Genomic DNA, 23,199 nt, shown 5'->3' with positions numbered 1-23,199 from the left:
CGGCAGCGTAGGCGGGAAGGCGCGGGGGTGGCAAGGGGGAGGCGGCATTCCATGGTCATAGCTCGGACGGGTCGCGGGGGCCCCCCCCCCCCCCCCCCCCCCGCGGGGGGGGGGGGGGGGGGGGGGGGGGGGGGCCCCCACGCCGCGGCCTTGCCCACCTCTCCCGGCGCTGCGCGCCACCCTCTCCCCCCTCAAAGGGCGGAGAGGGTTGAGGCCAGCCACTTCCGCGCCTTGTCATTTCCGCACCGCCATTTTGATCGGGCCCTCGGCGCGGCCGTGGATGAACTGATCGACGAAGGCGTTGCCCGAGGCGTCGATCCCGGCGGTGGGACCGGCCCAGATGATCTTGCCATCGTAGAGCATGGCGATGCGGTTGGCGATCTTGCGCGCGCTGGCCATGTCGTGAGTGATGGAAAGGGCGGTCGCCCCCACCTCGCGGGTGATCTTGACGATCAAATCGTTGATGACGTCGGCCATGATCGGGTCCAGGCCGGTGGTCGGCTCGTCGAAGAAGATGATCTCGGGATCGGCGGCGATGGCGCGGGCCAGGGCGACGCGTTTCTGCATGCCGCCCGAGAGTTCCGCCGGATAGAGATCGGCCACCTCGGGTTCGAGGCCGACCTGGGCCAGCTTGGCCACCGCGATGTCGCGGGCCTCCGGGCGGCTCACCCGCTTCTGGGCCAGGAGGCCGAAGGCGACGTTTTCCCACGACGGCAGGCTGTCGAACAGCGCCGCGCCCTGGAACAGCATGCCGAACTTGCGATTCACCGCCTCGCGCGCCCCGGCCTTCATGCCGGTCACTTCCTCGCCGTCGACCTGGATGCTGCCCTTGTCGGGACGCAGGAGCCCGAGGATGCTCTTGATCAGCACCGACTTGCCGGTCCCCGAGCCGCCGATCACCACCACCGATTCGGCGACGCCGACGTCGAGGTCCAGGCCGTCCAGCACCACCTTGGGGCCGAACGCCTTGGAAAGGCCGCGAATGCGGATTTTCGGCGTATCGCTCATGTGCCGAAGAACATCTCCGTCAGGATGTAGTCGAAGGCGAGGATCAGAATGCAGGCCGACACCACGGCGTTGGTGGTTGCCGTGCCCACGCCCTGGGCGCCGCCCTTCGAATGATAGCCGTGATAGCACCCCATCAGGGTGACGATGACGCCGAAGACGGCGGCCTTGACCAGGCCCGAGATGACGTCCTCGGCCTGGAGGAAATTATAGGTATTCTGGATGTAGATGGAGGCGTTGAAGCCCAGCTTGTAGACCGCCACCAGATAGCCGCCGAACACCCCGATGATGTCGGCGATCAGCACCAATACTGGAAACATGACGACGCCGGCCACCAGCCGCGGCGCCACCAGGTACTTCATCGGATTGGTGGACAGCGTGGTGAGCGCGTCGATCTGCTCGGTCACCCGCATGGTGCCGATCTCGGCGGCCAGCGAGGCGCCAATGCGCCCGGCCACCATCAGGCCGGCCAGCACCGGGCCGAGTTCGCGGGTCAGCGCCAGCACGACGATGTTGGCGACCGCGCTTTCGGCCGAGAAGCGCGAGGTTCCGGTATAGGTCTGCAACGCCATGACCATGCCGGCGAAAATGGCGGTCAGGCCGACCACCGGCAGCGAGTAGTAGCCGATATCGACCATCTGGCGGACGATGATGCGCGGATAGAAGGGCGGCCGCACGCAATGGGAAAAGCCGGCGCCGGCGAACAGCGCCAGGCGGCCCGTGGTGCCGAGGAAGGCCAGGACGACCCGCCCGATCAGTTGCAGCAGGCGCATGTCAGTCCGCCCCGCCGACGTAGCGCCGATGGTAGCGCCGGCCGAGGCCGGTCAGGATCTCGTAGCTGATGGTGCCGGCCGTGCCGGCCACGGCGTCGATATCGTTGTGCGGGCCGATCAGGTCGACCAGCGAGCCTGGCCGGCATTGGGCTTCCGGAACGGCGGTGACGTCGAGCGTGATCAGGTCCATCGAAACACGTCCCACCACCGGCGCCCGGATGTCGCCAACAAACCCGCACCCCGCGTTGCCGAGGGACCGCAGGAAACCGTCGGCATAACCCACCGCGATGGTGGCGATCCTGGCGGGCCCGGCGAAGCGATGTGTGGCACCATATCCAACGGTCTGGGGGGTGTCAACGCCGCGCACTTGCAGGATTTTTCCTTGCAGGCGAACCACTTGCGCCATCGGATTGGGGCATTCGGGCACCGGGTTGCCGCCATAGACGGCGATCCCCGGCCGGGCGAGGTCGAAGTGGAAGCCGGATCCCAGAAAGATGCCCGCCGAATTGGCCAGCGAGGCGCGCGTCAGGGGCAGCCGCCGGCGGATCTCGACGAACGCGGCCAACTGCCCGGGGTTCATCGGATGGCCCGGCTCGTCGGCGCAGGCCAGATGGCTCATCAGGTAGCCGGGCGCCACGCCGTCGAGGCGCGCCGGCTCGGCGGCGAGGGTTTGCACCTCTTCGGGCGGCAGGCCGAGGCGCGACATGCCGGTATCGACGTGGATGTCGGCGGCCAAGGCGCTTTGCCGGGTCCGGCAGAAGGCCCGCCAGGCGTCGATGCTCTCCAGGCTGTTCAGCACCGGAATCAGCCGGTTGGCCGCGAACTCGGCGGCGGTGCCGGGCAAAAGGCCGTTCAGGACATGGATCTCGGCCCTGGGCAGGACGGCGCGCAGCGCGACGCCTTCCTCCAGGTGGGCGACGAAGAAGACCCGGCATCCCGCCGCGGCGAGGGTTCGGGCCACCGGCTCCAGGCCAAGGCCATAGGCATCGGCCTTCACCACGCCGGCGCATTCGGCGCCCTTCAGGCGATCCCTCAGGCTTTGCCAGTTGGCGGCCAGGGCGGCCAGGTCGATGGTCAGGACGGCGCCGCTGGAAGCCTCGCTCACCATGGCCGGTTCACCGGTAACCCGGATGGTCCTGGTCGAGGTTGCCGAAGCGGGTGAACGCCCCCTGGAACATCAGCTTGACGGTGCCGATGGGCCCGTGGCGCTGCTTGGCAACGATGACCTCGGCGACGTTGCGCACCGTCTCCAGCCGTTCCTCCCAACGCTTGCGGCGGTCGAAGAACTTGTCGTCGTTTTCGTCCTGGCGCTGGGCCGGCTCGTCGCGCTCCAGGTAGTATTCCTCGCGGAAGATGAACATGACGACGTCGGCGTCCTGCTCGATGGACCCCGATTCGCGCAAATCCGAAAGCTGCGGCCGCTTGTTGTCGCGCTGCTCGACGGCGCGCGACAGCTGCGACAGCGCCAGCACCGGCACATCGAGTTCCTTGGCCAGCGTTTTCAGCCCGCGGGTGATTTCCGAAACTTCCTGCACCCGGTTGTCGCTGCGCGAGCCGTGCGAGGAGGCGATCAGCTGCAGGTAGTCGATGACGATCATGGCCAGGCCATGCTGACGCTTCAGGCGGCGGGCCCGGGTACGCAGCGCGCTGACCGTCAGCGCCGGGGTGTCGTCGATGAAGATGGGGATCTGGTGCAGGGTCTGGCTGGCGACCACCAGGCGGTTGAACTCGTCGTTCGAAAGCTCGCCCTTGCGCATGCGGTCCGACGAGATGTCGGTCTGCTCGGAAAGAATGCGGCTGGCCAGCTGCTCGGCCGACATTTCCAGCGAGAAGAAGCCGACGATGCCGCCTTCGCCGCCCTTCGACTTGGCGTAGGTATAGGCGGCGTTGAAGGCGATGTTGGTGGCCAGCGCCGTCTTGCCCATCGACGGCCGGCCGGCCAGGATGATGAGGTCGGAGGGATGCAGGCCGCCCAGCGTCTTGTCGACATCGGTGAACCCGGTGCCGACGCCGGCCAGCGAGCCTTCGCGCTTGTGGGCCTTTTCGGCCATTTCGATGGCGTCGATGACCGAGGTCTTGAAGGGCTGGAAGCCGCCCTCGTACTCGCCGCGGGTGGCCAGGTCGTAGAGGCCCTGTTCGGCCCGCTCGATCTGGTTGACCGCGGTCTCCTCGACGTCGCCCTGATAGGCCCGCTCGACCACGTCCTCGCCCAGGTTGATGAGCTCGCGGCGCAGATGCAGGTCATAGATCAGCCGGCCATACTCGCCGGCGTTGATCAGGCCCACCGCCGAGGACGCCAACTCGGCCAGATAGGCCGGGCCGCCGACCTCGGCCAGCGACTGGTCCTGCTCGAAGAAGTTCTTGAGCGTCACCGGGTCGGCAATCTGGCCGCGCTCCACCAGCTTGGCGCAGGCTTCGAAGATGCGGCCGTTCTGCCCGATGGCGAAATGGTCGGACCTCAGGAACTCGGAAACCGCCTCGTAGGCGCGGTTGTTGGCGAAGATGGCGCCCAGCAGCGCTTTCTCGGCGTCGATATTGTGGGGCGGCGTGCGAAAGGCCGACAGCCGGGCGTCGGCATCGGCGAGTTGTTGGGGCAGCGAGGTGGAGACTTGCATCGTCATGGGACGCCAACCTAGTGGCTCGGCACCACTCTGCAAAGAGGGGACGTTTCCCACCCCCCTGTGTAAAAGTGGATGACACGTGGATGACCGGTGGAAAACCTACGCCGCGACTTGGCGGCCGGCGCCGGGCTGCCGTTCCATCCGGCGACTTTCGTCGGTCAGGTAGGTCCGGGTCAGTGGCACGGCGTCCTGGCGACGGGCCAACTGGACCTGGAAGACGACCAGGCCCAGGTGGCGGAAGGCCACCTCGCTGGCCGCCAGATAGAATTCCCACATCCGGCAGAACCGCTCGTCATAAATGGTCTTGGCTTCGTCCCAGTTGGCGACGAACCGCTCCCGCCAGTGACGCAGGGTTTCGGCGTAGTGAAGCCGGAGCACCTCGACGTCGGTGATGAAAAGCCGGCTGCGTTCGATGGCCGCCGTCACTTCCGAGAGGGCCGGGATATAGCCGCCGGGGAAGATGTACTTGCGAATCCACGGGCTGGTGGCGCCGGGGCCGTCGGCGCGGCCGATGGTATGGATGAGCGCCACGCCGTCGTCGGTCAGCAGGTCGTGGATCTTGCCGAAGAAGGTCTTGTAGTAGCCGACCCCGACGTGCTCGAACATGCCCACCGAAACGATGCGATCGAAGCGGCCCTGCTGATGGCGATAGTCGCGCAGGTGGAAGTGGACCCGCTTGGCCAGCCCGGCTTCCTCGGCCCGCTGGCCGGCCAGGTGGAACTGTTCGGTGGAAAGCGTCATGCCGGTCACCTCGACCTTGGCCCGCCGGGCCAGGGTGAGCGCCAGGCCGCCCCAGCCGCATCCGATGTCCAGCACCTTCTGCCCTTCGCGCAGCAGCAGTTTGGCGGCGATATGGTTTTTCTTGTTCTCCTGGGCGGTTTCCAGGTCGTCGTCCGGCCGCACGAAATAGGCGCACGAATACTGGCGGTCGGCATCGAGGAAGAGGTCGTAGATGGCGCCGGAAATGTCGTAATGATGGGCCACGTTGGCCTGCGCCCGGGGGAGGATGTTGAACTGGTGCAGACGCCGGAGGGCGCGTTGCAGCAAGTTGCCAAGGGCGAAGAACGGATGGCGCTCCAGCGACGGCAGATTGATCGCCGCCAGGTTCAGCAGGTCGAAGACGGAGCCGTCCTCGACCGTCAGCGTTCCGTCCATGTAGGCTTCGCCGGCCGTCAGTTGCACGTTGAGCGGCAGGCGCCAGTGAAGGGCCTTGTCGTGCAGGCGAACCCTGACCTCGGGCCCGGGCTCACCGCGGTACACACGGGTCCGGCCTTCGGCATCGACGAGTGTCAGGGTGCCAACCCTAACCAGGCGTGTCAGCAGCCAATCCAGCAACATCGCGCCATTCCCGAAACGGCGCCATAACGGCGCCTATGACTGAGCATCCCGTTATGCGGGTGCCCCCTCCTGGGACTCCCGAGAAAAAGCGTACCACAGAAATGGGATGTTTGGGTAGGCGCGACAAGAGGAGGCCGTTGGCGGCGCAGCAAAAAAGGCGCGCCGGCAACCCGGCGCGCCTTTTCGATCGGATCGCGGCGACAACCCGTCTTAAGCGTCTTCCTCGTCGGCGGGCTTCGCCTCGTCGCCGGCTTCGGCCTCGGCCTCGGCCTCGGCCTCCTCCTCGGGGGCTTCCTCCTCGGCGATCAGGACCGGCCGCTCTTCCTCGCGGACGACGGCCTCGCCGGTCTTGGCCTGGATTTCGGCCTCCTCGGGCGAGCGGGCGATATTGGCCTTGACTGTCACCGCCACCTCGGCGTGAAGGTCGACCCGTACGTCATGGATGCCGACCGTCTTGATCGGCGGCGCCAGCTTGACCTGCTTGCGGCTGACCTCGAAGCCGGCCGCCAGCATGGCGTCGGCGATGTCGCGGGCGCCGACCGAGCCATACAGCTGGCCGGCTTCGCCGGCCTGGCGGATCAGCGTCACGGACAGGCCCGTCATCTTGGCGGCGACCGCCTGGGCCTCCTCGCGGCGTTCGAGGTTGACGGCCTCGAGCTGGACCCGCTGCTTGGCGAAATAGCGACGGTTTTCTTCGGTCGCCCGCATCGCCTTCTTCTCGGGCAACAGATAGTTCCGGGCGTAGCCGGGTTTGACGTTGACCACGTCGCCCATCTGCCCCAACTTTTCGATCCGCTCCAACAAAATCACTTGCATCATTCGTCCTCCCGCACCGGGTCCGGTCCAGCGACACGGCGCCGCACGCCAACCCACTGCTCGATCAACCCAAGTCCGACCACGGCCATGCGGGCCCAACCGGACATGAACAAAACCACATAGAACACCACCAGAAGCGGCTGACGGGCGCGAACCCGGCGGGCCAGTCCATGAACCACGGCCGTTCCCAGAATGAAGAAGGGCACCGCCATGATCATGACCAGGTTACGCCCGATATACTCCACGTCGCCCGATCCCAGCAAGGACACGACGGCGGCCGCCACCATCAGCCACGACACCCAGTCCGGCAACACCATGTCCTTGGCCGTCGGGCCCGGACGCACGTTGCGCCCCGAGCGGGTCAGGATGGCCAGGGCCAGCAGCCCGTTGCCGACGACGACCGCGAGCCACATGACCGCGGCGGCACCCGGAAAGAAGGGGACCATTTCGGCGAGGATCTCGTTTCGATCCGTCTCGGCCAGCACCGGCCAGACGACCCGCAGCACCATCTCCAGATAGGAAGATACCGATTGCCGGAGACCTTCGCCTTGTTCGTACCTGACCAGGGCCACCACCACCAGAAGGGCGCCGGCAAAGGCGGCCAACCAGCAGAGGACGGCCCCCAGCGGATACCATGTCGCCTGGCCCTTGTCGTCGGTTCGCTGCAACAGGGCCTGGCGGAAGGCCAGCCCGCTGGGCAGGGCATGAACCAACCCGTACATGCCGGCGGCCACCAGGCCGCCCATCCCCGCCGACAGGGTCAACCCGACGGCTCCCGCCAGGAATCCCGCCTTGGCCCCATAGCCGAGGCCGACCAGGAACAGCGGCAAAGGCGCGAGATTGGCCAGCATGATCATGCTGGGCTTTCCCGTCGCGAAAGCGATCGACAGGACCGCGCTCGCGATTCCGCCCAGGGCGATGAAGAGGTGCCTGGACATGGGTTCTCGGGCCTCTATTCCTGGGGCTGCACGGAGCGCCGACCGGCGGCACCATCCCCTCGACGTCGAGGGGCGGGGCCGGCGGTTCGGCTTCCGGGGCGTCCCTACTTCAGCACGTAGGGCAGCAACGCCAGGTAACGGGCCCGCTTGATGGCCCGCGACAACTCGCGCTGCTTCTTGGCGGAGACGGCGGTGATCCGGCTCGGCACCATCTTGCCGCGCTCGGACACATAGCGCGTCAGCAGCCGGATGTCCTTGTAGTCGATCTTCGGCGCGCCGCGGCCGGAGAACGGACACGTCTTGCGCCGACGGACAAACGGCCGGCGTCCGCCGCCAGCGGCCCCGCGGGCGCCACCGGTTCTCTCTCTCTTGTCGTCGTCATCCATCATCATCGGGCGTCTCCCTCGATCACGTCGCCGCTAACCTCGACCTCGGCCGCCGGAGCATCGGCATCGACGGCGTCGTCGTCGCCAAAGCGCGGCGAGGAGCCGCGATCGCCACGACGGTGCCGCTCTTCACGGCCGCCGCGGCCCTGGACCATGGCCGACGGGCCTTCTTCCAACTCGTCGACGCGAATCGTCAGGTAACGCAGGATGTCTTCGTTGATCCGCATCAGCCGCTCCATCTCGTGGACGGCCTCGGCGGGGGCGTCCAGGTTGAGCAGCACGTAGTGGCCTTTGCGATTCTTCTTCACCTTGTACGCCAGGTTGCGCAGCCCCCAGTACTCGCGCTTGGCGACCTTGCCGCCCAGACCTTCGATGGTGGCGGTAAAGGCGTCGGCGAGGGAATCGACCTGGGTGGCAGAGATGTCCTGACGTGCGATAAACACGTTTTCGTAATACGGCATCTTCTTCTCCGTCTGGCTTTTCTCAACCCATCGGCCGGTGGTTTTCGCGGATCCGACGAGCATAGCCGGGCCCTTCCCGGCACAGAGATATGAGGCGCGGCACTATACACATTTGAAATCCATGTGCAAGCGCGCTTGACACCTACGGCCGAGACGCTATCACTGGCCGCCATTTCCGTTGCTATTTCGGTGACAGTGCACTTAATTCGGCGCGACGCGGGCGGCAGCCGGGGGAGCGGAGTGAATTAAGTGCACTGTCACCGAAATTAAATCCGAAGGAACGACCGCATGACCCGCGCTTTCGTTTTTCCCGGCCAGGGTTCGCAAGCCGTTGGCATGGGCCGAGAACTCGCCGCCGCTTTTCCCGCCGCGCGCCACCTCTTCCAGGAGGTGGACGACGCTTTGGGCCAGCACCTGGCCAAGCTGATGTTCGAAGGTCCGGCCGACGAGCTGACCCTGACGGAGAACGCGCAACCGGCGCTGATGGCGGTCAGCCTGGCGGTCATCCGGGTGTTGCGCCAGGAAGGCGGCATGGACGTGGCGAAGGCCTGCGCCTTCGTCGCCGGCCATTCGCTGGGCGAATATTCGGCGCTGGCCGCCGCCGAGGCGCTCAGCGTGCCGGTGGCGGCCCGGCTGCTCAGGACGCGCGGCCGCGCCATGCAACAGGCCGTGCCGGTCGGCGTCGGCGGCATGGCGGCCCTGATCGGCGTCGACTTCGCGGCGGCGCAGGCGATCGCCAAGGAGGCCTCGGAGGTGGGCGTGTGCGAGACGGCCAACGACAACGCCCCCGGGCAGGTCGTGGTCAGCGGCGCCTTGGCCGCCGTCGAGCGGGCCGTCGCCATCGCCGGCGGGAAGGGCGCCCGCAAGTGCGTGATGCTGCCGGTCAGCGCGCCGTTCCATTGCTCGCTGCTGGCGCCGGCCGCCGAGATCATGGAAGAGGCCCTGGCGGGGGCCGACATCGAATCCCCGGTGGTGCCGCTGATCGCCAACGTCACCGCCGCGCCGGTCGAGGAAGCCGCCGAGATCCGCCGCCTGCTGGTCAAGCAGGTGACGTCGACGGTGCGCTGGCGCGAGAGCGTTCTGGCCATGAAGGCGCTGGGCGTGGATACTCTGGTCGAGGTGGGGGCGGGCAGGGTGCTGAGCGGGCTGGCCCGGCGCATCGACCGCGATCTGGCGGCGATGGCGGTCGGCACGCCCGAGGACATCGAGACACTGGTCAAGACCCTGTGACGAACGGACGAGGGGAGAGGGAAGCCATGTTCGACTTTTCCGGAAAATGCGCGTTGATCACCGGGGCCTCCGGCGGCATCGGCGGGGCCATCGCCCGCCTGCTGCACGGGCAGGGGGCGACGCTGGGCCTGACCGACATGCGCCGCGAGGGCATGGAGGCGCTGGCCAAGGAGTTGGGCGGACGGACCCATCTGTTCGAGGCGAACCTAAGCGATCCCGAGGCCCCGGCCAAGCTGGTGGCCGACGCCGAAAAGGCGATGGGGCGCATCGACATCCTTATCAACAACGCCGGCCTGACCCGCGACAACCTGGCCATGCGCATGAAGGACGAGGACTGGCAACTGGTGCTCGACGTCAACCTGACGGCGGCGTTCCGGCTGTCGCGGGCCTGCCTTCGCCCGATGATGAAGCAGCGCTCGGGGCGCATCGTCGGCATCGCCTCCATCGTTGGGGTGACGGGCAACGCCGGCCAGGTCAACTACGCGGCCTCGAAGGGCGGCATGATCGCCATGTCGAAGTCGATGGCCCAGGAAGTGGCCTCGCGCGGCATCACGGTCAACTGCGTGGCCCCCGGCTTCATTGCCACCCCGATGACCGATGCCCTGTCCGACGAGCAGAAGCAGCGTTTGGTGGCCAGCATCCCGGGCGGCCGTCTGGGCACGCCCCAGGATGTCGCCGCCGCCGTGGCGTTCCTGGCCAGCGACGAGGCCGCCTACGTCACCGGGCAAACCGTGCATGTCAACGGCGGCATGGCCATGATCTAGGAATACCGCGCCTTTGCTGGGTGTTGGCAAAGGCGGAAAAAGTGTGTTACGAGAGGGGCCGTCGCCGGCGCCCAAGGGGTCTGTGGGGACTTTGCGGGAAGCGGCCGGGTCATTGCATTCAATGAGGAACAGGCAAGGAATTTACCGATGAGTGATGTTGGTGATCGCGTGAAGAAAATCGTCGTGGAGCATCTCGGGGTCGAAGAGACGAAGGTGACCGAGAATGCCAGCTTCATCGATGATCTCGGGGCCGACAGCCTGGACACGGTTGAGCTCGTCATGGCGTTCGAGGAGGAATTCAACTGCGAAATCCCCGACGACGCCGCCGAAAAGATCCTGACCATCAAGGACGCCATCGACTTCATCGAGGCGCACAAGTAGATCCTTCCTAGGGAGGCGCGAAGCCCGGCCTTGCCGGGCATGTCCTTTTCGCCACTCCCCCACAATAACGGAACCGCAACCGTCATGAGACGTGTCGTCGTCACCGGAATTGGGCTCCTGACATCCCTTGGGTGCGGGGTGAAACCCTGTTGGGATCGTTTGCTTCAAGGGCAGTCGGGCATTCGGACCATCGAGAATTTCGACGTTTCGGACCTTCCGGCCAAGGTCGCCGGCCAGGTTCCCGAGGGACCGACGGCCGAGGGCCTGTTCACCTCCGACGACTGGATGGAGCCAAAGGACGCCCGCCGGGTCGACAAGTTCATCCTCTATGGGATGGCGGCGGCGACGCAGGCGATCGAGGATTCCGGGTGGAAGCCCGAAACCGACGAGGACCGCTGTCGAACCGGCGTGTCGATCGGCTCGGGGATCGGCGGCCTGGCCGAGATCGCCAAGGGGGCGGTCATCGTCGAGAGCAACGTCCGGCGGTTGAGCCCGTTCTTCATCCCGGCCAGCCTGATCAACCTGGTGTCCGGGCAGGTTTCGATCAAATACGGCCTCAAGGGGCCGAACCACGCGGTCGTCACCGCCTGTTCGACCGGCGCCCATTCGATCGGCGATGCGGCCCGCATGATCATGTGGGAAGACGCCGACGTCATGATCGCCGGCGGGGCGGAAGCCGCCATCTGCCGCCTGGGCGTGGCCGGCTTCTCGCGGGCCAACGCGTTGTCGACCCATTTCAACGACGCGCCAACGCGCGCCTCGCGGCCGTGGGACCGCGACCGCGACGGTTTCGTGATGGGGGACGGCGCCGGCGTCGTCGTTCTCGAGGAACTCGAGCACGCCAAGAAGCGGGGCGCCAACATCTATGCCGAGTTCGTCGGCTACGGCCTGACCGGCGACGCCCACCACATCACGGCGCCGGCCGAGGACGGCAACGGCGCCTATCGGTGCATGGCCATGGCCTTGAAAAGGGCCGGCATGACGCCCGACGACATCGATTACGTCAACGCCCACGGGACCTCGACGCCATTGGGCGACGAAATCGAGCTGGGCGCCGCCAAGCGCCTGTTCGGCGAGGCCATGAAGAAGGTTTCCATGTCGTCGACGAAATCGGCGGTCGGCCACTGCCTGGGCGCGGCGGGATCGGTCGAGGCGATCTTCTCGATCCTCGCCATGCGCGACAGCATCGCGCCGCCGACGCTGAACCTCGACAATCCCAGCGACGCCGCTGCCGGAGTCGACCTGGTGCCCCACAAGGCCCGGGAACGCAAGATCAACGCCGTGCTGTCCAATTCCTTCGGCTTCGGCGGAACCAATGCGTCGATCATCTTCAAGGCATTCAGCTAGAATGTAAGGCGGCATGCGCCGCATCGCGTTCCTCCTGGTTTCCCTGGTTCTTCTGGCCTTGCTGGCCGGCGGCGGCGTGCTCGCCTGGGGCTATGCCCAGTTCGTGCGGCCGGGACCGCTGGCGGCGCCGGCCACGCTGGTGATCCCGAAAGGGGCCGGCCTCGGCGCCATCGCCGCCCAATTGGCCGCAGCCGGCGTCATCAGACACCCCACGGTCTTCGAGGCGGGGGCCAACATCACCGGTGCCGACGGCCGCCTCAAGGCCGGCGAATACGCGTTTCCGGCGGCGATCAGCGTTCGCGACGCCATCGCGCTCCTTGAAAGCGGTCGAACGGTGGTGCGGCGCCTGACCCTGGTCGAAGGGGCGACGGTGGCCCAGGTGGCGGCGCAACTGACTGCCGCCGACGGTCTCGTCGGCGACATCGCCGGGGCACTTGCCGAGGGAACGCTGTTGCCCGAGACGTATCACTATTCCCATGGCGACAGCCGCCAGGAGATGGTCGGACGCATGGCCCGCGCCATGGACGACATCCTGGCCCGCGCGTGGGTGGAACGCCGGCCGGACCTGCCGCTTTCCTCGCCGCGCGAGGCGGTCATCCTGGCTTCCATCATCGAAAAGGAAACCGCCGTGCCGGCAGAACGTTCGCGGGTGGCGGCGGTCTTCGTCAACCGCCTGAAGAAGGGTATGCGGCTGCAGTCCGACCCGACGGTAGTCTACGCGCTCACCGGCGGCAAAGAGGCCCTGGGGCGCCCCCTGATGCGCCAGGACCTGAAGACGCCCTCTCCGTTCAACACCTATGCGCAAGACGGCCTGCCGCCGGCGCCGATCTGCAATCCGGGCCGGGCCTCGGTGGTGGCCGCCCTCAATCCGGCCGACACCGACGACCTTTATTTCGTGGCCGACGGCAACGGCGGGCACGCGTTCGCCAGGACACTGGACGAACACAACCGCAACGTCGCCCGCTGGCGCAAACTGCGCGACCAGGAAACGCCCGGGCCGGCCGATCCCCGCTGACGCGGCTCAGGGGCTGCGCGGCAGGCGCCGGCGGGTATTTCGGGGGTATTTCGGCGGGTATTTTGGGGACACCATACTTAATTCGCGAAAAGACATTGCCATTCCGGGCAATGAGCGGTGAAATCGAATTAAGTATGGTGTCCCCAAAATACGAAGTATGGTGTCCCCAAAATACGAGATGCCGAAATACACCCGGTTTTACGGGTTGCGCGGCAGGCGCCGGAACAGCGGATCGGTCCAGGCCGGGGGCAGGACACTCATCAGCCAGACGACGACGTACATCGGCCACGGAAAGGCGATGCGGGCCTTGTCGCGGGCAAGGCCACGCCGGATGATGCCGGCCGCCTTGTCGGCCCCCATGATGAACGGCATGCGAAAGGGATTCACCGCCGTCATGCCGGAAACGACGAAGCCCGGGCAGATGACCGACACCCCGATGCCGTCCTCCCACAGCGAGCCCCGCAGGCCTTCGCCGTAGCTTCTGACGGCGGCCTTGCTGGCGGCGTAGGCGGTGGTGCCGGGCAGGCCGCGGAAACCGGCAATGGAACTGACCACGGCCAATTGTCCCCGGCGGCGCGGGCGCATGCGGGCGATGGCGGGATCGAGGGTGTTGAGCAGCCCGTCCACGTTGACCGCGAAGATCTCGCGGACCTTTTCCACGGGGTCGGTCGAGCGCGCGGTTCCGGCCGAAATTCCGGCATTGGCGATGACGAGGTCCAGCGGATGAGCGTCGTCGACGCCCTCGATCCAGGCGGCCATGGCGGCACGATCGACCACCTCGATGGCCTTGACCGCCACATCCGTGCCCCGCTCCCGGCACTGCCGGGCCACCGCCTCCAGGCGGTCGGCGTTGCGTCCGGCGAGCGCCAGGAAGACGCCGGGGGCGGCGTAGCCGGTGGCCAGCGCGGCGCCGATGCCATTCGAGGCGCCGGTGATCAGGATGGATCGCGGAGACGAAAAATTTCTCACCATGGCCCTTTCGTTGCGGCGGGGATGCCGTCAGGATAAAAGATCCGGGGGCCGGAAACGACGAAGAAAACATCGACAAGGGGCGGCCGAAGGCGGACCGGTATCGACAGTGGGGAAAATCCGGGGTGTCGGCCGGCGCACGGTCGGGGATAGGATGTCGCGCTTGCGAACGGCAAGACCCGGCGGTTCAACCCTGCCGGCAACGGAATAAGGTGAATGATCGTTCGCCTCCATACGCGCGTCACGATGGCGATCATCGGCCTGATCGCCGCCCTGGTTGTTGTGCTGTCGGCTTTGCTCTTCGTGCAGTTCCGCCAAACGATGGACGAGACGCGCGAGTCGAACTCGGCGGCGATGGCGGCGGCGCTGTTGAAGCAGGCCGAACGGCGCGCCCAGGGCGTGGCCGTCTTCCTTTCGGAATCCCTGACCGACCCCCTTTCCCGCCAGCAATGGGATGCCGTGCGCGATCTCGTTCTGTCCGCCCGCGGCCGGCGGGGCGTCGACCATGTCCGCGTTTTCAACGCCTCCCGGGGCATCGTCGTGGATGGCTCAGACACGGTCGTCGCCGATTTCCCGGGGGTGCCCGACAATAAGATGACCGCGGTGCTGTCCTTCGGCCACAGCGTCACCTTGATCGAGGGCGACCGCCTCAGCGTCTCGGTCCCCGTCGCGGAGGGTGCGCGGATTCTGGGCGGTGTGACCGTCGGCCTTTTATTGACCGACGTGCAATCGGACATTGCGACGACCCAAGCCTTGGTCGAAGGAATTCATCAAAAAGGAACGACCCGGCTGCTGACGGTCAGCGGCATCGCGGCATTTGTCTTCGCCGCCTTGGGGATTCTGTTCAGCGTGGCGGTGGCACGTGGAATCAGCGGCCCGATCGAGAAGCTGGTGGTGCTGACCCGCCAGATCGGTCGCGGCGCCTTCGACGTGTCGTTGCCGGAACAGCGCGGCGACGAAATCGGCGAGCTCGGCATCGCCCTGGTGACCATGGCGCGCCAACGCCGCGAGGCGGACGAAAAAGCGCGGCGGTTGCAGGCGGAACTCGCCCACGTTTCCAGGGTCAGCACGATGGGGGAGATGGCGACCGGCCTTGCCCACGAGCTGAACCAGCCGCTGACCGCCATTTCCAACTACGTGCGGGGGAGCATCGCGCGGCTCAGGAAAACCAATACGGTGACCCAGGAGGTGCTGGACGCCATGGAGAGGGCGGCGGCCGAGGCACTTCGCGCCGGCGAGGTCATCCGCCGGGTTCGCTCCTTCGTCCAGAAGGTGGAACCCGAGAAGGCGCCGGTCGACATCAACGCCACCATTCGCGAGACGGTCGATCTTCTGCAGGCCGAGGCGCAATGCCATGGCGTCGCCGTCGCTCTCGATCTGGCGACAGCGCTTGACCCGGTGACCGCCGACAAGATCCAGATCCAGCAGGTCATTCTCAACCTCGCGCGCAATGGCGTCGAGGCGGCCCGGGAAAACGCGCCATCGTCCCGCCGGGTGATCATCTCGACCGCCCGGTGCGGCGACGATCTGGTACGGGTGACCGTTCGCGATTCCGGACGCGGGGTTCCGTCCGACCTCCGCCAGTCCATCTTCGAGCCGTTCGTCACCACCAAGGGCGACGGGCTCGGCATGGGATTGGCCATTTGCCGGTCCATCGTCGAGGCCCACAACGGCCGTCTGGAATTGGTCGAGGGCGTGGACGCGGGCACCGCCTTCCAATTCACCCTTGCGGTCTCGGGAGAGACCGGGAACAAGGCCGACGAGGCCCATCCCGCCCCCGCCGTTCCCACGGCCGCTTGTTGATCCCGGTGGCGGACGATATAACGGGGGCCGCAGGGGCCGGTGCTGGAGAGGTTGTGTGGCCATTTCATCGATGACGGGCTTCGCCCGCGCCCAAGGGCAGAACGACCGCTGCTCGTGGATCTGGGAAGTCAAAAGCGTCAACGGCCGCGGCCTCGATGTGCGAAGCCGGCTGCCGAATGGTTTCGACCGCCTCGACCCGCCCATTCGCGAGCGGGTCGTCGCCCGTTTCCGCCGGGGCAACGTCTCGCTGTCGTTGTCGCTGCAATGGAACGTCCGCGGCGCGGGGTTCCGCATCAACCACACCGCCCTGGACGAGGTCATCGGCCTTCTCGCCGAGGTTCAGCGGCGGATTCCCAACGCCGCGCCGCCCCGTCCGGAAGGGGTTCTCGCGTTGCGCGGCGTCATCGAGACGGCCGAGGAGGAGGTGGACGAGCAGGCCCAGCAGGCGATGGATGCCGAACTTCTGGCCTCCCTCGACGCCGCGCTCGATTCGCTGCACGCGGCCCGTCGCGACGAGGGTCGCCACCTGGCCGAGATCGTCGGCGGCCAGTTCGACGAGGTCGAGGCGCTGTGCCGCGAAGCCGAGGCGGTGGTTGCCGCCCAGCCCAAAGCCATCCGCGAACGCCTGGTCAGCCAGGTGAAGGCCCTTCTGGAGGATCTGCCCGCCCTTTCCGAGGAGCGGCTGGCGCAGGAGGCGGCACTGTTGATGACCAAGGCCGATCCGCGCGAGGAACTGGACCGGCTGAGGGGGCATCTGGCGGCCGGCCGGTCGCTCTTGCGCGAGACGGACGCGGTGGGGCGGCGGCTGGACTTCCTGTGCCAGGAATTCAACCGCGAGACCAACACGCTGTGCTCGAAGTCTCCGGACATGGATCTCAGCCGCTGCGGGCTGGCCTTGAAGGCGGTCATCGACCAGATGCGCGAACAGGTGCAAAACATTGAATAGCCCCAGCCCCGCCGGTCTCGGCGACGCGGCGCCGAAAGAGCCCATGGCCCGGCGCGGCCTGATGCTGGTGCTGTCCTCGCCCTCCGGCGCCGGCAAAACCACGATCTCGCGCCTGTTGCTGGAGCGCGAGGGCAACCTGATCCTGTCGATTTCGGCGACCACGCGCTCGCCGCGTCCGGGAGAGGTCGACGGGCGCGACTACATTTTTGTTTCCGACAGCCGGTTCGAAGAGATGGTCGAGGCCGGCGAGTTCCTGGAATACGCCGAGGTCTTCGACCACCGCTACGGCACGCCCAGGGCCCCGGTCGAGAGGGCGCTCCGCGAGGGAACGGACGTGCTGTTCGACGTCGATTGGCAGGGCGCCCAGCAGTTGGCCCACAATGCCGGTACCGACCTCGTCAGTGTGTTCATCCTGCCGCCGTCGCACGCCGAGCTCGAAAAACGGCTCAAGACCCGGGCCCAGGATTCCGACGAGGTGGTGCGCCGGAGGATGGCCAAGGCGGCCTCCGAAATGAGCCACTGGGAAGCCTACGACTACATCGTCATCAATCGGGTGGTGGAAGAGAGCGTGGCCGGCGTGCAGGCCATCCTGGCCGCCGAACGGCTGCGGCGCAAACGCCAGTTGGACCTGCCGGCCTTCGTTTCGCATCTGTGCCGCGACGCCTGAGTTCGCTCCGATCCGTCGCGGTCTCAGGACGATGGGGGGACTCGGATGAACCTTCGTCAGCTCGAGTATTTCCTGGCGGTCGCCAAATCGCTCAACATCACGGGCGCGGCCGCCGATCTTGGCGTCGCCCAGCCCACCCTGACGAAGAGCATCCGGGCACTCGAAGAGGAGCTTGGCGTGCAGCTGTTCGACCGGCTGCCGCGCGGGGTCCAGTTGACCGAATTCGGCCAGAGCCTGCTTCGGCATGCCGAGACGGTGAACGTCCAGGTGCAGGACGCCATGAGCGAGATCGACTGGCTGCGCCGCGGCGCCGTCGGCACGGTGTCGATCGGCGCCGGGCCGGCCTGGCTGCGCCGTCATCTGCCGGTCAGCCTCGCGCGCACGGTCATGGCCAATCCGGCGGTCCGGGCCCGCGTCGTCGGCGGATATGACGACGTCCTGCTGCGGGCGCTGCGCCGCGGCGAACTGGACTTCGTCGTCGCAGAACTGCCGTTGCGGGAGCTCTCCCAGGACCTGGCGATCGAGCGGCTGACGGCCGACGAGTTGGGCCCTTGTTGCCGGGCGGACCATCCGCTGGCCCGGCAGAACGAGCCGGAGCCCTGCCAGCTGCTCGAGTTTCCCTGGATCCTGCCGCCCCGGAACACCCGGTCCCACCGCCGGCTGCAGGCGCTTTTCGTGGCCCTCGACCTGCCGCTGCCGCAGATCGTCGTCGAGACGGAATCCATGGCCTTCATCCTGAACATGCTCCGCGAGTCCGACGCGCTCAGCTTCCTGGGCTCGACGACCATGCAGTGGAGCGAGGGGCAAGACATTGCGATGCTCAAGGTGCCAAGGATCTCCGCGGTAAGGGAGGCGGGGCTCATCAGCCGCAAGGATGGCTGGCTGTCGCCGGCCGCGACGGCGATCATCGCCGAGTTGCGGATCGTCTGCGCCGCGCGTCCCAAGAATTGATGCCATAACTTTCAGCTATCGCAATTACCAAACAAATCATTTGAATGCATGGCAAAAGGGTGCCACGTCTTCTCCCAAAAATGCACCAGGGAGAATTCACATGGACACCTTCAGATTGACGCGCCGCCAGACGCTTGCGGGTGCCGGCGCCACCGCCATGGCCTTCGCCTGCCGTCCGCTGTGGGCCGCTTCCGCCGCTCCCATCACCATCGTCATCAACCAGTCCCCGTGGTTCGACAGCTTCCGCAAGACGGTCGTGCGCTACGAGGCGGAGACCGGCAACAAGGTCGAACTGGACGTCAACCCGTTTGCCGGATCGCTGGAAAAGCAGCGCAATTCGGTACGCGCCACCACCGGCTCGTACGACCTTCTGATCATGAACTCCGGCTGGTTCGCCGAAATGTATGCGGGCGGTTTCGTCGAGGCGATTTCCGACATCGACCCCGGCTTCAAGCTGGACCCCGACGTCTACACGCTTGGCAACACCATCTATTTCGATCCCAAGACCCGGGCCATGACGCCGGCCGGCAAGCTGATGTCCATTCCGGTCCAGCCGAACGTGCCCATGCTCTACTACCGGGGCGACCTGTACAAGGAGGCCGGCCTGAAGGAGCCGGAGACCTTCGCCGAGCTGGAGGCCAACGCCAAGGCCCTGCACCGTCCGCCCAGCCGCTATGGCATGGTGCAGCGCGGGGCACGCGGCACGCACACGGTGTCCTACGACTTCTATCCGTACCTTTACGGCCACGGCGGCGACATCTTCCGCGACCAGAACGCCGGCGACTACACGGTCACGCTGGCCAATGACGTTGGTGTCGCGGCGTTGGAATACTACATCCATCTCGCCAAGGAGGCGGGGCACCCGCAGACGGCGTCTATGGATCAGGCGGAAGTCATCCAGAACGTGCTGACCGGCAAAGCCGCCCACGTCATGGTGGTGATCGCCGCGGCTTCGCAGATGGACGACAAGAACAAGTCTGCGGTGGTCGACAAGATCGAGTTCGCGCCGCCGCCCCATCTGCCGGGACTGCCGACCGCGCCAGCCCTCGGCCACTGGTTGGGCGGCGTCTCGAAGAACGTGACCGACGACCGCAAGCGCGCCACCGTCGAGTTCCTGCGCTGGTTCCAGACCAAGGATGCCCAGCTTCACTACGCCAAGTCCGGTGGCATTCCGATCAGCGCCGCGCCTTATAGCGACCCCATGGCCGAAGAGCGCGTCAACCGCTGGATGAAGCCGCTGTCCAAGGCCTTGCCCCACGCGGTGAACATCTACCAGTTCCCGGAAGCCAGCGAGGTGATCGCCGTGCTTGACCTCGGGCTGAACCGGGCGATCAGCGGCGAAGTCGCGCCGGCCGCAGCGTTGAACGGCATGGCGGACGAGATTCAGGCGATCATGGCCAAGCACGGCTACAAGACCGGCCGGGCTTGAATCAGGCCATCGCGGCCGATGGAACGCGAGCCATGAAGGCAACGACGATGCCGATCGGCGAGCCGCGTGCGGTGGCGAGGAGCGGGAAGCGCGGCTCGCTTCTCGACGATCGGGCGTGGCGCTGGGCGACCTTCGCGCCCGCCCTGCTGTTCATGCTGGGCTTAAGCGTGTTGCCGCTGGTGAACCTGGTGGCGACGAGTTTCCACGAAGTCAGCTGGGTCGGTGCGTCGGCCGTCTGGCAGCCGGTCGGAACGGACCACTACGAGGCGCTTCCGAATGATCCGCTGTTTCGGGCCGGGCTCGTCAACACCATCATCTTCGCGGTCTCGGCGGTGGCCGGCCAGATGGTGCTGGGCTTCGCCCTCGCGCTTTTGTGCAGCCGCCTCGGCAGCGGCCGGGTCGTCTACCGTACCATCTTCATCCTGCCGATCCTGATCCCCGGCATCGTCATCGGGGCCATCTGGAAGCTGATGCTGAACTTCGACTTCGGCCCGGTGAACCAGCTCATCGGGATGTTCGGCCTCATGCCGCACGACTGGCTGGGGTCGTCGGCCACGGCACTTCTGTCGGTCATCGTCGTCGACATCTGGCACTGGACGCCGTTCTGTTTCCTGCTGTTCCTGGCCGGCCTGGAATCGCTGCCGCAGGACGTCTACGAGGCCGCCCAGATCGACGGCGCCAGCCGCTGGCAGGAATTGCGCTACGTCACCATCCCGCTGATGGTGCCGACCATCGTGGTCACGTTCGCGTTTCGCCTGGTGCTGGCCTTCAAGGTGTTCGACGAGGTCTACCTCTTGACCGGCGGCGGGCCCGGCACGGCGACCGAGGTCATCAGCTTCACGCTCTACCAGCGCTTCTTCACCGAAGACCGCGTCGGCTACGGCTCGGCGATGGGGGTGGCCGTCATCTTCCTGGTCTCGCTGCTGCTTGTGGTGGCGCTGAATGCCCGCCGGAAGCGGGAGGGCATGGCATGAGGCGCCTGAGCCTTCCCCGGCTGACCGGTCACGCGGTACTGGTGGCCGCCGCCGTCGTCGTGCTGTTCCCGGTGGCCTGGGTGGTGGCGGCGGGCTTCCGCACCCAGATTTCGCTGCTGATGGGCGAATTCGCCTTTTCCCCGGTGTTGATGAACTTCACCGAGGTGCTGTTTTCCAAGACCTCGGACTTCCTGCTGAACTACCGCAACTCCCTGCTGGTGGGGATCGTCTCGACGGCGCTTTGCCTGCTGATCGGCACCACGGCCGCGTGGTCGTTGTACCGCATGCGTTGGCATCCGTGGGTGCTGCATTCCTTCCTAGGCTGGACGATCGTCTTCCACATGATTCCGCCGATCGCGCTGGCCGGCGCCTGGTACACGATGGCGCGCAGCGTCGGCCTGGACAACACCTTCACCGGCCTGATCCTCGCCCACACCACGCTCAACCTGCCGATGGCCCTATGGCTGATGGGCGTCTTCGTACGCGACGTGCCCCAGGAGCTGATCGAGGCGGCCCGCATCGACGGCGCCTCGACGCCGGTCGTGCTCAGCAGGATCGTGGTGCCGATCATCCGTCCCGGGCTGGCCGCCACCGGCGTGCTGACGTTCGTGTTCTCGTGGAATGAATTCGCCGTCGCCCTGAACTTGACCATGAAGCAGACGGCCACCGTCCCGGTCGCCATCGCCAAGTTCGCCCAGGAGTACGAGATCCAGTACACGCAAATGGCTGCCAGCGCCGCGCTGTCGATCGTCCCGGCCCTGGTGCTGCTGGTGATCGGGCAGCGGTTCATCGTCTCGGGCCTGACCAAAGGCGCCATCAAATAGGAGCGGGGTTGCCTTCATGAAAGCCGTCTTCGTCCTGTTCGATTCCCTCAACCGACATCTGCTGGGCTGTTACGGCGGCGGGCGCGTGCCGACACCGAATTTCGACCGCCTGTCGCAGCGCTCGGTGGCTTTCGAGCGCCATTACGTCGGCAGCCTGCCCTGCATGCCGGCCCGCCGCGACATGCTGACCGGCCGCCTCAATTTCCTGCACCGCAGCTGGGGGCCGCTGGAGCCGTTCGACGACGCCTTCCCCGCACTGCTGCACCGCGGCGCCGGCGTCTACAGCCACCTCGTCACCGACCACTTCCACTACTGGGAAGACGGCGGCGCCACCTACCATAACCGCTACGATTCCTACGAGTTCGTGCGCGGCCAGGAGGGCGACGCCTGGAAGGCAATGGTACAGCCGCACTGGGAGAGGCTGCGCGAGATGTACCATGCCCGCCAGTTCGCGGCGGGTCGGCGGACGTACTTCGCCAGGAACGCCGTCAATCGCGAGTTCATCAAGGAGGAGAAGGACTTTCCCTCGGTGAAGTGCTTCGCCCACGGCTTCGATTTCCTGGACCGCAACCGCGAGGCCGACGGTTGGCTGTTGCAGATCGAATGCTTCGACCCCCACGAGCCGTTCCATGCGCCGGCCCGCTTCAAGAAGCCGTTCGAGACCGGTTGGAACGGGCCGGTACGCGACTGGCCCCGCTACGGCCGCGTCGACGAATTGCCGGCCGAATGCGAGGAGTTGAGGGCCAACTACTACGCCATCATGTCGATGTGCGATTTCCTGATGGGCCAGCTGCTCGACTATTTCGACCGCCATGACCTGTGGAAGGACACCGCGCTCGTCGTCACCACCGACCACGGCTTCCTGCTGGGGGAGCACGACTTCTGGGCCAAGAACCGGATGAACATGTACGAGGAAATCGTCCACATCCCGCTGTTCATTCACGATCCCCGCGCGCCGGAACTGGCCGGAACGCGCACATCCGCGCTCAGCCAGACGATCGATATCGCGCCCACCTTCCTCGACCTGTTCGGCCTCGCCCCCGAGCCGGACATGGAGGGCTTCTCGCTGCTCGGCATGCGGCGCAACGAGGTACGGCGGGAAGGCGCCCTGTTCGGCTATTTCGGCGGTGCCGTCAACGTCACCGACGGCCGCTACACCTACCATCGCTATCCGGCCGACCTGGCGGCGCAGGAGATCTACCAGTATACGGTGATGCCCACCCACATCTTCTCGTTCTTCACGCCCGAGGAGTTGTCGCTGGCCAGCCTTTCCGACGGCTTCGCCTTCACCAAGGGGGCCAAACTGCTGAAGGTGCCGGTCATCGAGCGCTCGCCGATGTACAACAACTATGGCCCGGGCGCCCTGCTGGAAAGCGATACCCGGCTCTATGACCTGAAAACCGACCCCGGACAGCAGAACCCGCTCCGCAACGGCCCCGAGGAGCAACGGCTCCTCGACCTGATGACCCGCCTGATGCGCGCCAACGACGCGCCGGCCGAGGCGTTCGCCCGCCTGGACCTGCCGCGGGCCACGGCGATGGCGTGAGCGGCATGCCGGCGC

General features: G+C 66.5%; 23 protein-coding genes. 13 read left to right on the top strand and 10 right to left on the bottom strand.

Going from position 1 to position 23,199, the window contains the following annotated elements:
- Nucleotides 1–234 precede the first annotated feature (234 nt).
- From ODR01_RS09845 to rpsF, 9 genes are all read right to left on the bottom strand, one after another.
- Nucleotides 235–1,008, bottom strand: a complete 774-nt coding sequence (locus ODR01_RS09845) for an ABC transporter ATP-binding protein (RefSeq protein ID WP_316977462.1) — start codon at nucleotides 1,006–1,008, stop codon at nucleotides 235–237.
- Nucleotides 1,005–1,778 carry an MlaE family ABC transporter permease gene (locus tag ODR01_RS09840; RefSeq protein WP_316977461.1) on the bottom strand — a complete coding sequence of 258 codons (774 nt, stop codon included), beginning with the start codon at nucleotides 1,776–1,778 and terminating at the stop codon, nucleotides 1,005–1,007. Before ODR01_RS09840 ends, ODR01_RS09845 begins: the two co-directional genes overlap by 4 nt.
- A 1-nt stretch (nucleotide 1,779) precedes the next feature.
- Complete coding sequence (gene alr, locus ODR01_RS09835; RefSeq protein ID WP_316977460.1) at nucleotides 1,780–2,886, bottom strand: alanine racemase; 1,107 nt, start codon at nucleotides 2,884–2,886, stop codon at nucleotides 1,780–1,782.
- Nucleotides 2,887–2,893: 7 nt separating this feature from the next.
- Nucleotides 2,894–4,399, bottom strand: coding sequence for a replicative DNA helicase (locus ODR01_RS09830; protein WP_394356818.1), 1,506 nt, complete (start codon nucleotides 4,397–4,399; stop codon nucleotides 2,894–2,896).
- Nucleotides 4,400–4,498: 99 nt separating this feature from the next.
- A complete protein-coding gene (locus ODR01_RS09825; RefSeq protein WP_316977459.1) occupies nucleotides 4,499–5,737 on the bottom strand; it encodes a cyclopropane-fatty-acyl-phospholipid synthase family protein in 1,239 nt (412 codons plus the stop codon).
- Nucleotides 5,738–5,947: 210 nt separating this feature from the next.
- Nucleotides 5,948–6,553, bottom strand: coding sequence for a 50S ribosomal protein L9 (gene rplI, locus ODR01_RS09820; RefSeq protein ID WP_316977471.1), 606 nt, complete (start codon nucleotides 6,551–6,553; stop codon nucleotides 5,948–5,950).
- On the bottom strand, nucleotides 6,553–7,491 hold the full coding sequence (locus tag ODR01_RS09815) for a DUF2232 domain-containing protein (protein WP_316977458.1): 939 nt from the start codon (nucleotides 7,489–7,491) through the stop codon (nucleotides 6,553–6,555). The genes rplI and ODR01_RS09815 overlap by 1 nt, the downstream gene beginning before the upstream one ends.
- A gap of 104 nt (nucleotides 7,492–7,595) precedes the next feature.
- Nucleotides 7,596–7,877, bottom strand: a complete 282-nt coding sequence (rpsR, locus tag ODR01_RS09810; RefSeq protein ID WP_316977470.1) for a 30S ribosomal protein S18 — start codon at nucleotides 7,875–7,877, stop codon at nucleotides 7,596–7,598.
- A 2-nt stretch (nucleotides 7,878–7,879) separates the two neighbouring features.
- Complete coding sequence (rpsF, locus tag ODR01_RS09805) at nucleotides 7,880–8,338, bottom strand: 30S ribosomal protein S6 (RefSeq protein ID WP_316977469.1); 459 nt, start codon at nucleotides 8,336–8,338, stop codon at nucleotides 7,880–7,882.
- Between the two features lie 288 nt (nucleotides 8,339–8,626).
- On the opposite strand from rpsF, the gene fabD reads away from it, so the two are divergent.
- From fabD to mltG, 5 genes are all read left to right on the top strand, one after another.
- On the top strand, nucleotides 8,627–9,568 hold the full coding sequence (gene fabD / locus ODR01_RS09800) for an ACP S-malonyltransferase (protein ID WP_316977457.1): 942 nt from the start codon (nucleotides 8,627–8,629) through the stop codon (nucleotides 9,566–9,568).
- A gap of 26 nt (nucleotides 9,569–9,594) precedes the next feature.
- Entirely contained in the window at nucleotides 9,595–10,332 is a 738-nt protein-coding gene (gene fabG, locus ODR01_RS09795; RefSeq protein WP_316977456.1) for a 3-oxoacyl-[acyl-carrier-protein] reductase, read from the top strand.
- Between the two features lie 147 nt (nucleotides 10,333–10,479).
- The gene (locus tag ODR01_RS09790) at nucleotides 10,480–10,713 is read left to right on the top strand and encodes an acyl carrier protein (RefSeq protein WP_316977455.1); all 234 of its coding nucleotides are present in this window, start codon (nucleotides 10,480–10,482) and stop codon (nucleotides 10,711–10,713) included.
- Nucleotides 10,714–10,797: 84 nt separating this feature from the next.
- Nucleotides 10,798–12,060, top strand: coding sequence for a beta-ketoacyl-ACP synthase II (gene fabF / locus ODR01_RS09785; protein WP_316977454.1), 1,263 nt, complete (start codon nucleotides 10,798–10,800; stop codon nucleotides 12,058–12,060).
- A 13-nt stretch (nucleotides 12,061–12,073) separates the two neighbouring features.
- The gene (mltG, locus tag ODR01_RS09780) at nucleotides 12,074–13,075 is read left to right on the top strand and encodes an endolytic transglycosylase MltG (protein WP_316977453.1); all 1,002 of its coding nucleotides are present in this window, start codon (nucleotides 12,074–12,076) and stop codon (nucleotides 13,073–13,075) included.
- A 198-nt stretch (nucleotides 13,076–13,273) separates the two neighbouring features.
- Here mltG and ODR01_RS09775 read toward each other — a convergent pair whose 3' ends face one another.
- On the bottom strand, nucleotides 13,274–14,047 hold the full coding sequence (locus ODR01_RS09775) for an SDR family NAD(P)-dependent oxidoreductase (protein WP_316977452.1): 774 nt from the start codon (nucleotides 14,045–14,047) through the stop codon (nucleotides 13,274–13,276).
- Between the two features lie 213 nt (nucleotides 14,048–14,260).
- Here ODR01_RS09775 and ODR01_RS09770 point away from each other — a divergent pair, with 213 nt between their 5' ends.
- From ODR01_RS09770 to ODR01_RS09735, 8 genes are all read left to right on the top strand, one after another.
- Nucleotides 14,261–15,847, top strand: coding sequence for a sensor histidine kinase (locus ODR01_RS09770; RefSeq protein ID WP_316977451.1), 1,587 nt, complete (start codon nucleotides 14,261–14,263; stop codon nucleotides 15,845–15,847).
- Between the two features lie 55 nt (nucleotides 15,848–15,902).
- Nucleotides 15,903–16,793 (top strand): YicC/YloC family endoribonuclease, encoded by an 891-nt coding sequence (locus ODR01_RS09765; RefSeq protein ID WP_316977450.1) that lies wholly within the window; start codon nucleotides 15,903–15,905, stop codon nucleotides 16,791–16,793.
- Between the two features lie 43 nt (nucleotides 16,794–16,836).
- A complete protein-coding gene (gene gmk, locus ODR01_RS09760; RefSeq protein WP_316977449.1) occupies nucleotides 16,837–17,460 on the top strand; it encodes a guanylate kinase in 624 nt (207 codons plus the stop codon).
- A 45-nt stretch (nucleotides 17,461–17,505) separates the two neighbouring features.
- Nucleotides 17,506–18,411, top strand: coding sequence for a LysR family transcriptional regulator (locus ODR01_RS09755; RefSeq protein ID WP_316977448.1), 906 nt, complete (start codon nucleotides 17,506–17,508; stop codon nucleotides 18,409–18,411).
- Between the two features lie 100 nt (nucleotides 18,412–18,511).
- Nucleotides 18,512–19,840, top strand: a complete 1,329-nt coding sequence (locus ODR01_RS09750; protein WP_316977447.1) for an extracellular solute-binding protein — start codon at nucleotides 18,512–18,514, stop codon at nucleotides 19,838–19,840.
- Between the two features lie 32 nt (nucleotides 19,841–19,872).
- Nucleotides 19,873–20,814, top strand: coding sequence for a carbohydrate ABC transporter permease (locus ODR01_RS09745; protein WP_316977446.1), 942 nt, complete (start codon nucleotides 19,873–19,875; stop codon nucleotides 20,812–20,814).
- Complete coding sequence (locus ODR01_RS09740) at nucleotides 20,811–21,638, top strand: carbohydrate ABC transporter permease (protein WP_316977445.1); 828 nt, start codon at nucleotides 20,811–20,813, stop codon at nucleotides 21,636–21,638. The genes ODR01_RS09745 and ODR01_RS09740 overlap by 4 nt, the downstream gene beginning before the upstream one ends.
- Before the next feature lie 16 nt (nucleotides 21,639–21,654).
- Nucleotides 21,655–23,184, top strand: coding sequence for a sulfatase-like hydrolase/transferase (locus ODR01_RS09735; RefSeq protein WP_316977444.1), 1,530 nt, complete (start codon nucleotides 21,655–21,657; stop codon nucleotides 23,182–23,184).
- Nucleotides 23,185–23,199: the final 15 nt, after the last annotated feature.

The sequence above is a fragment of the Shumkonia mesophila genome, assembly GCF_026163695.1.
Taxonomy (GTDB): domain Bacteria; phylum Pseudomonadota; class Alphaproteobacteria; order Rhodospirillales; family Shumkoniaceae; genus Shumkonia; species Shumkonia mesophila.
This window is presented reverse-complemented; position numbering and strand designations above follow the sequence as displayed.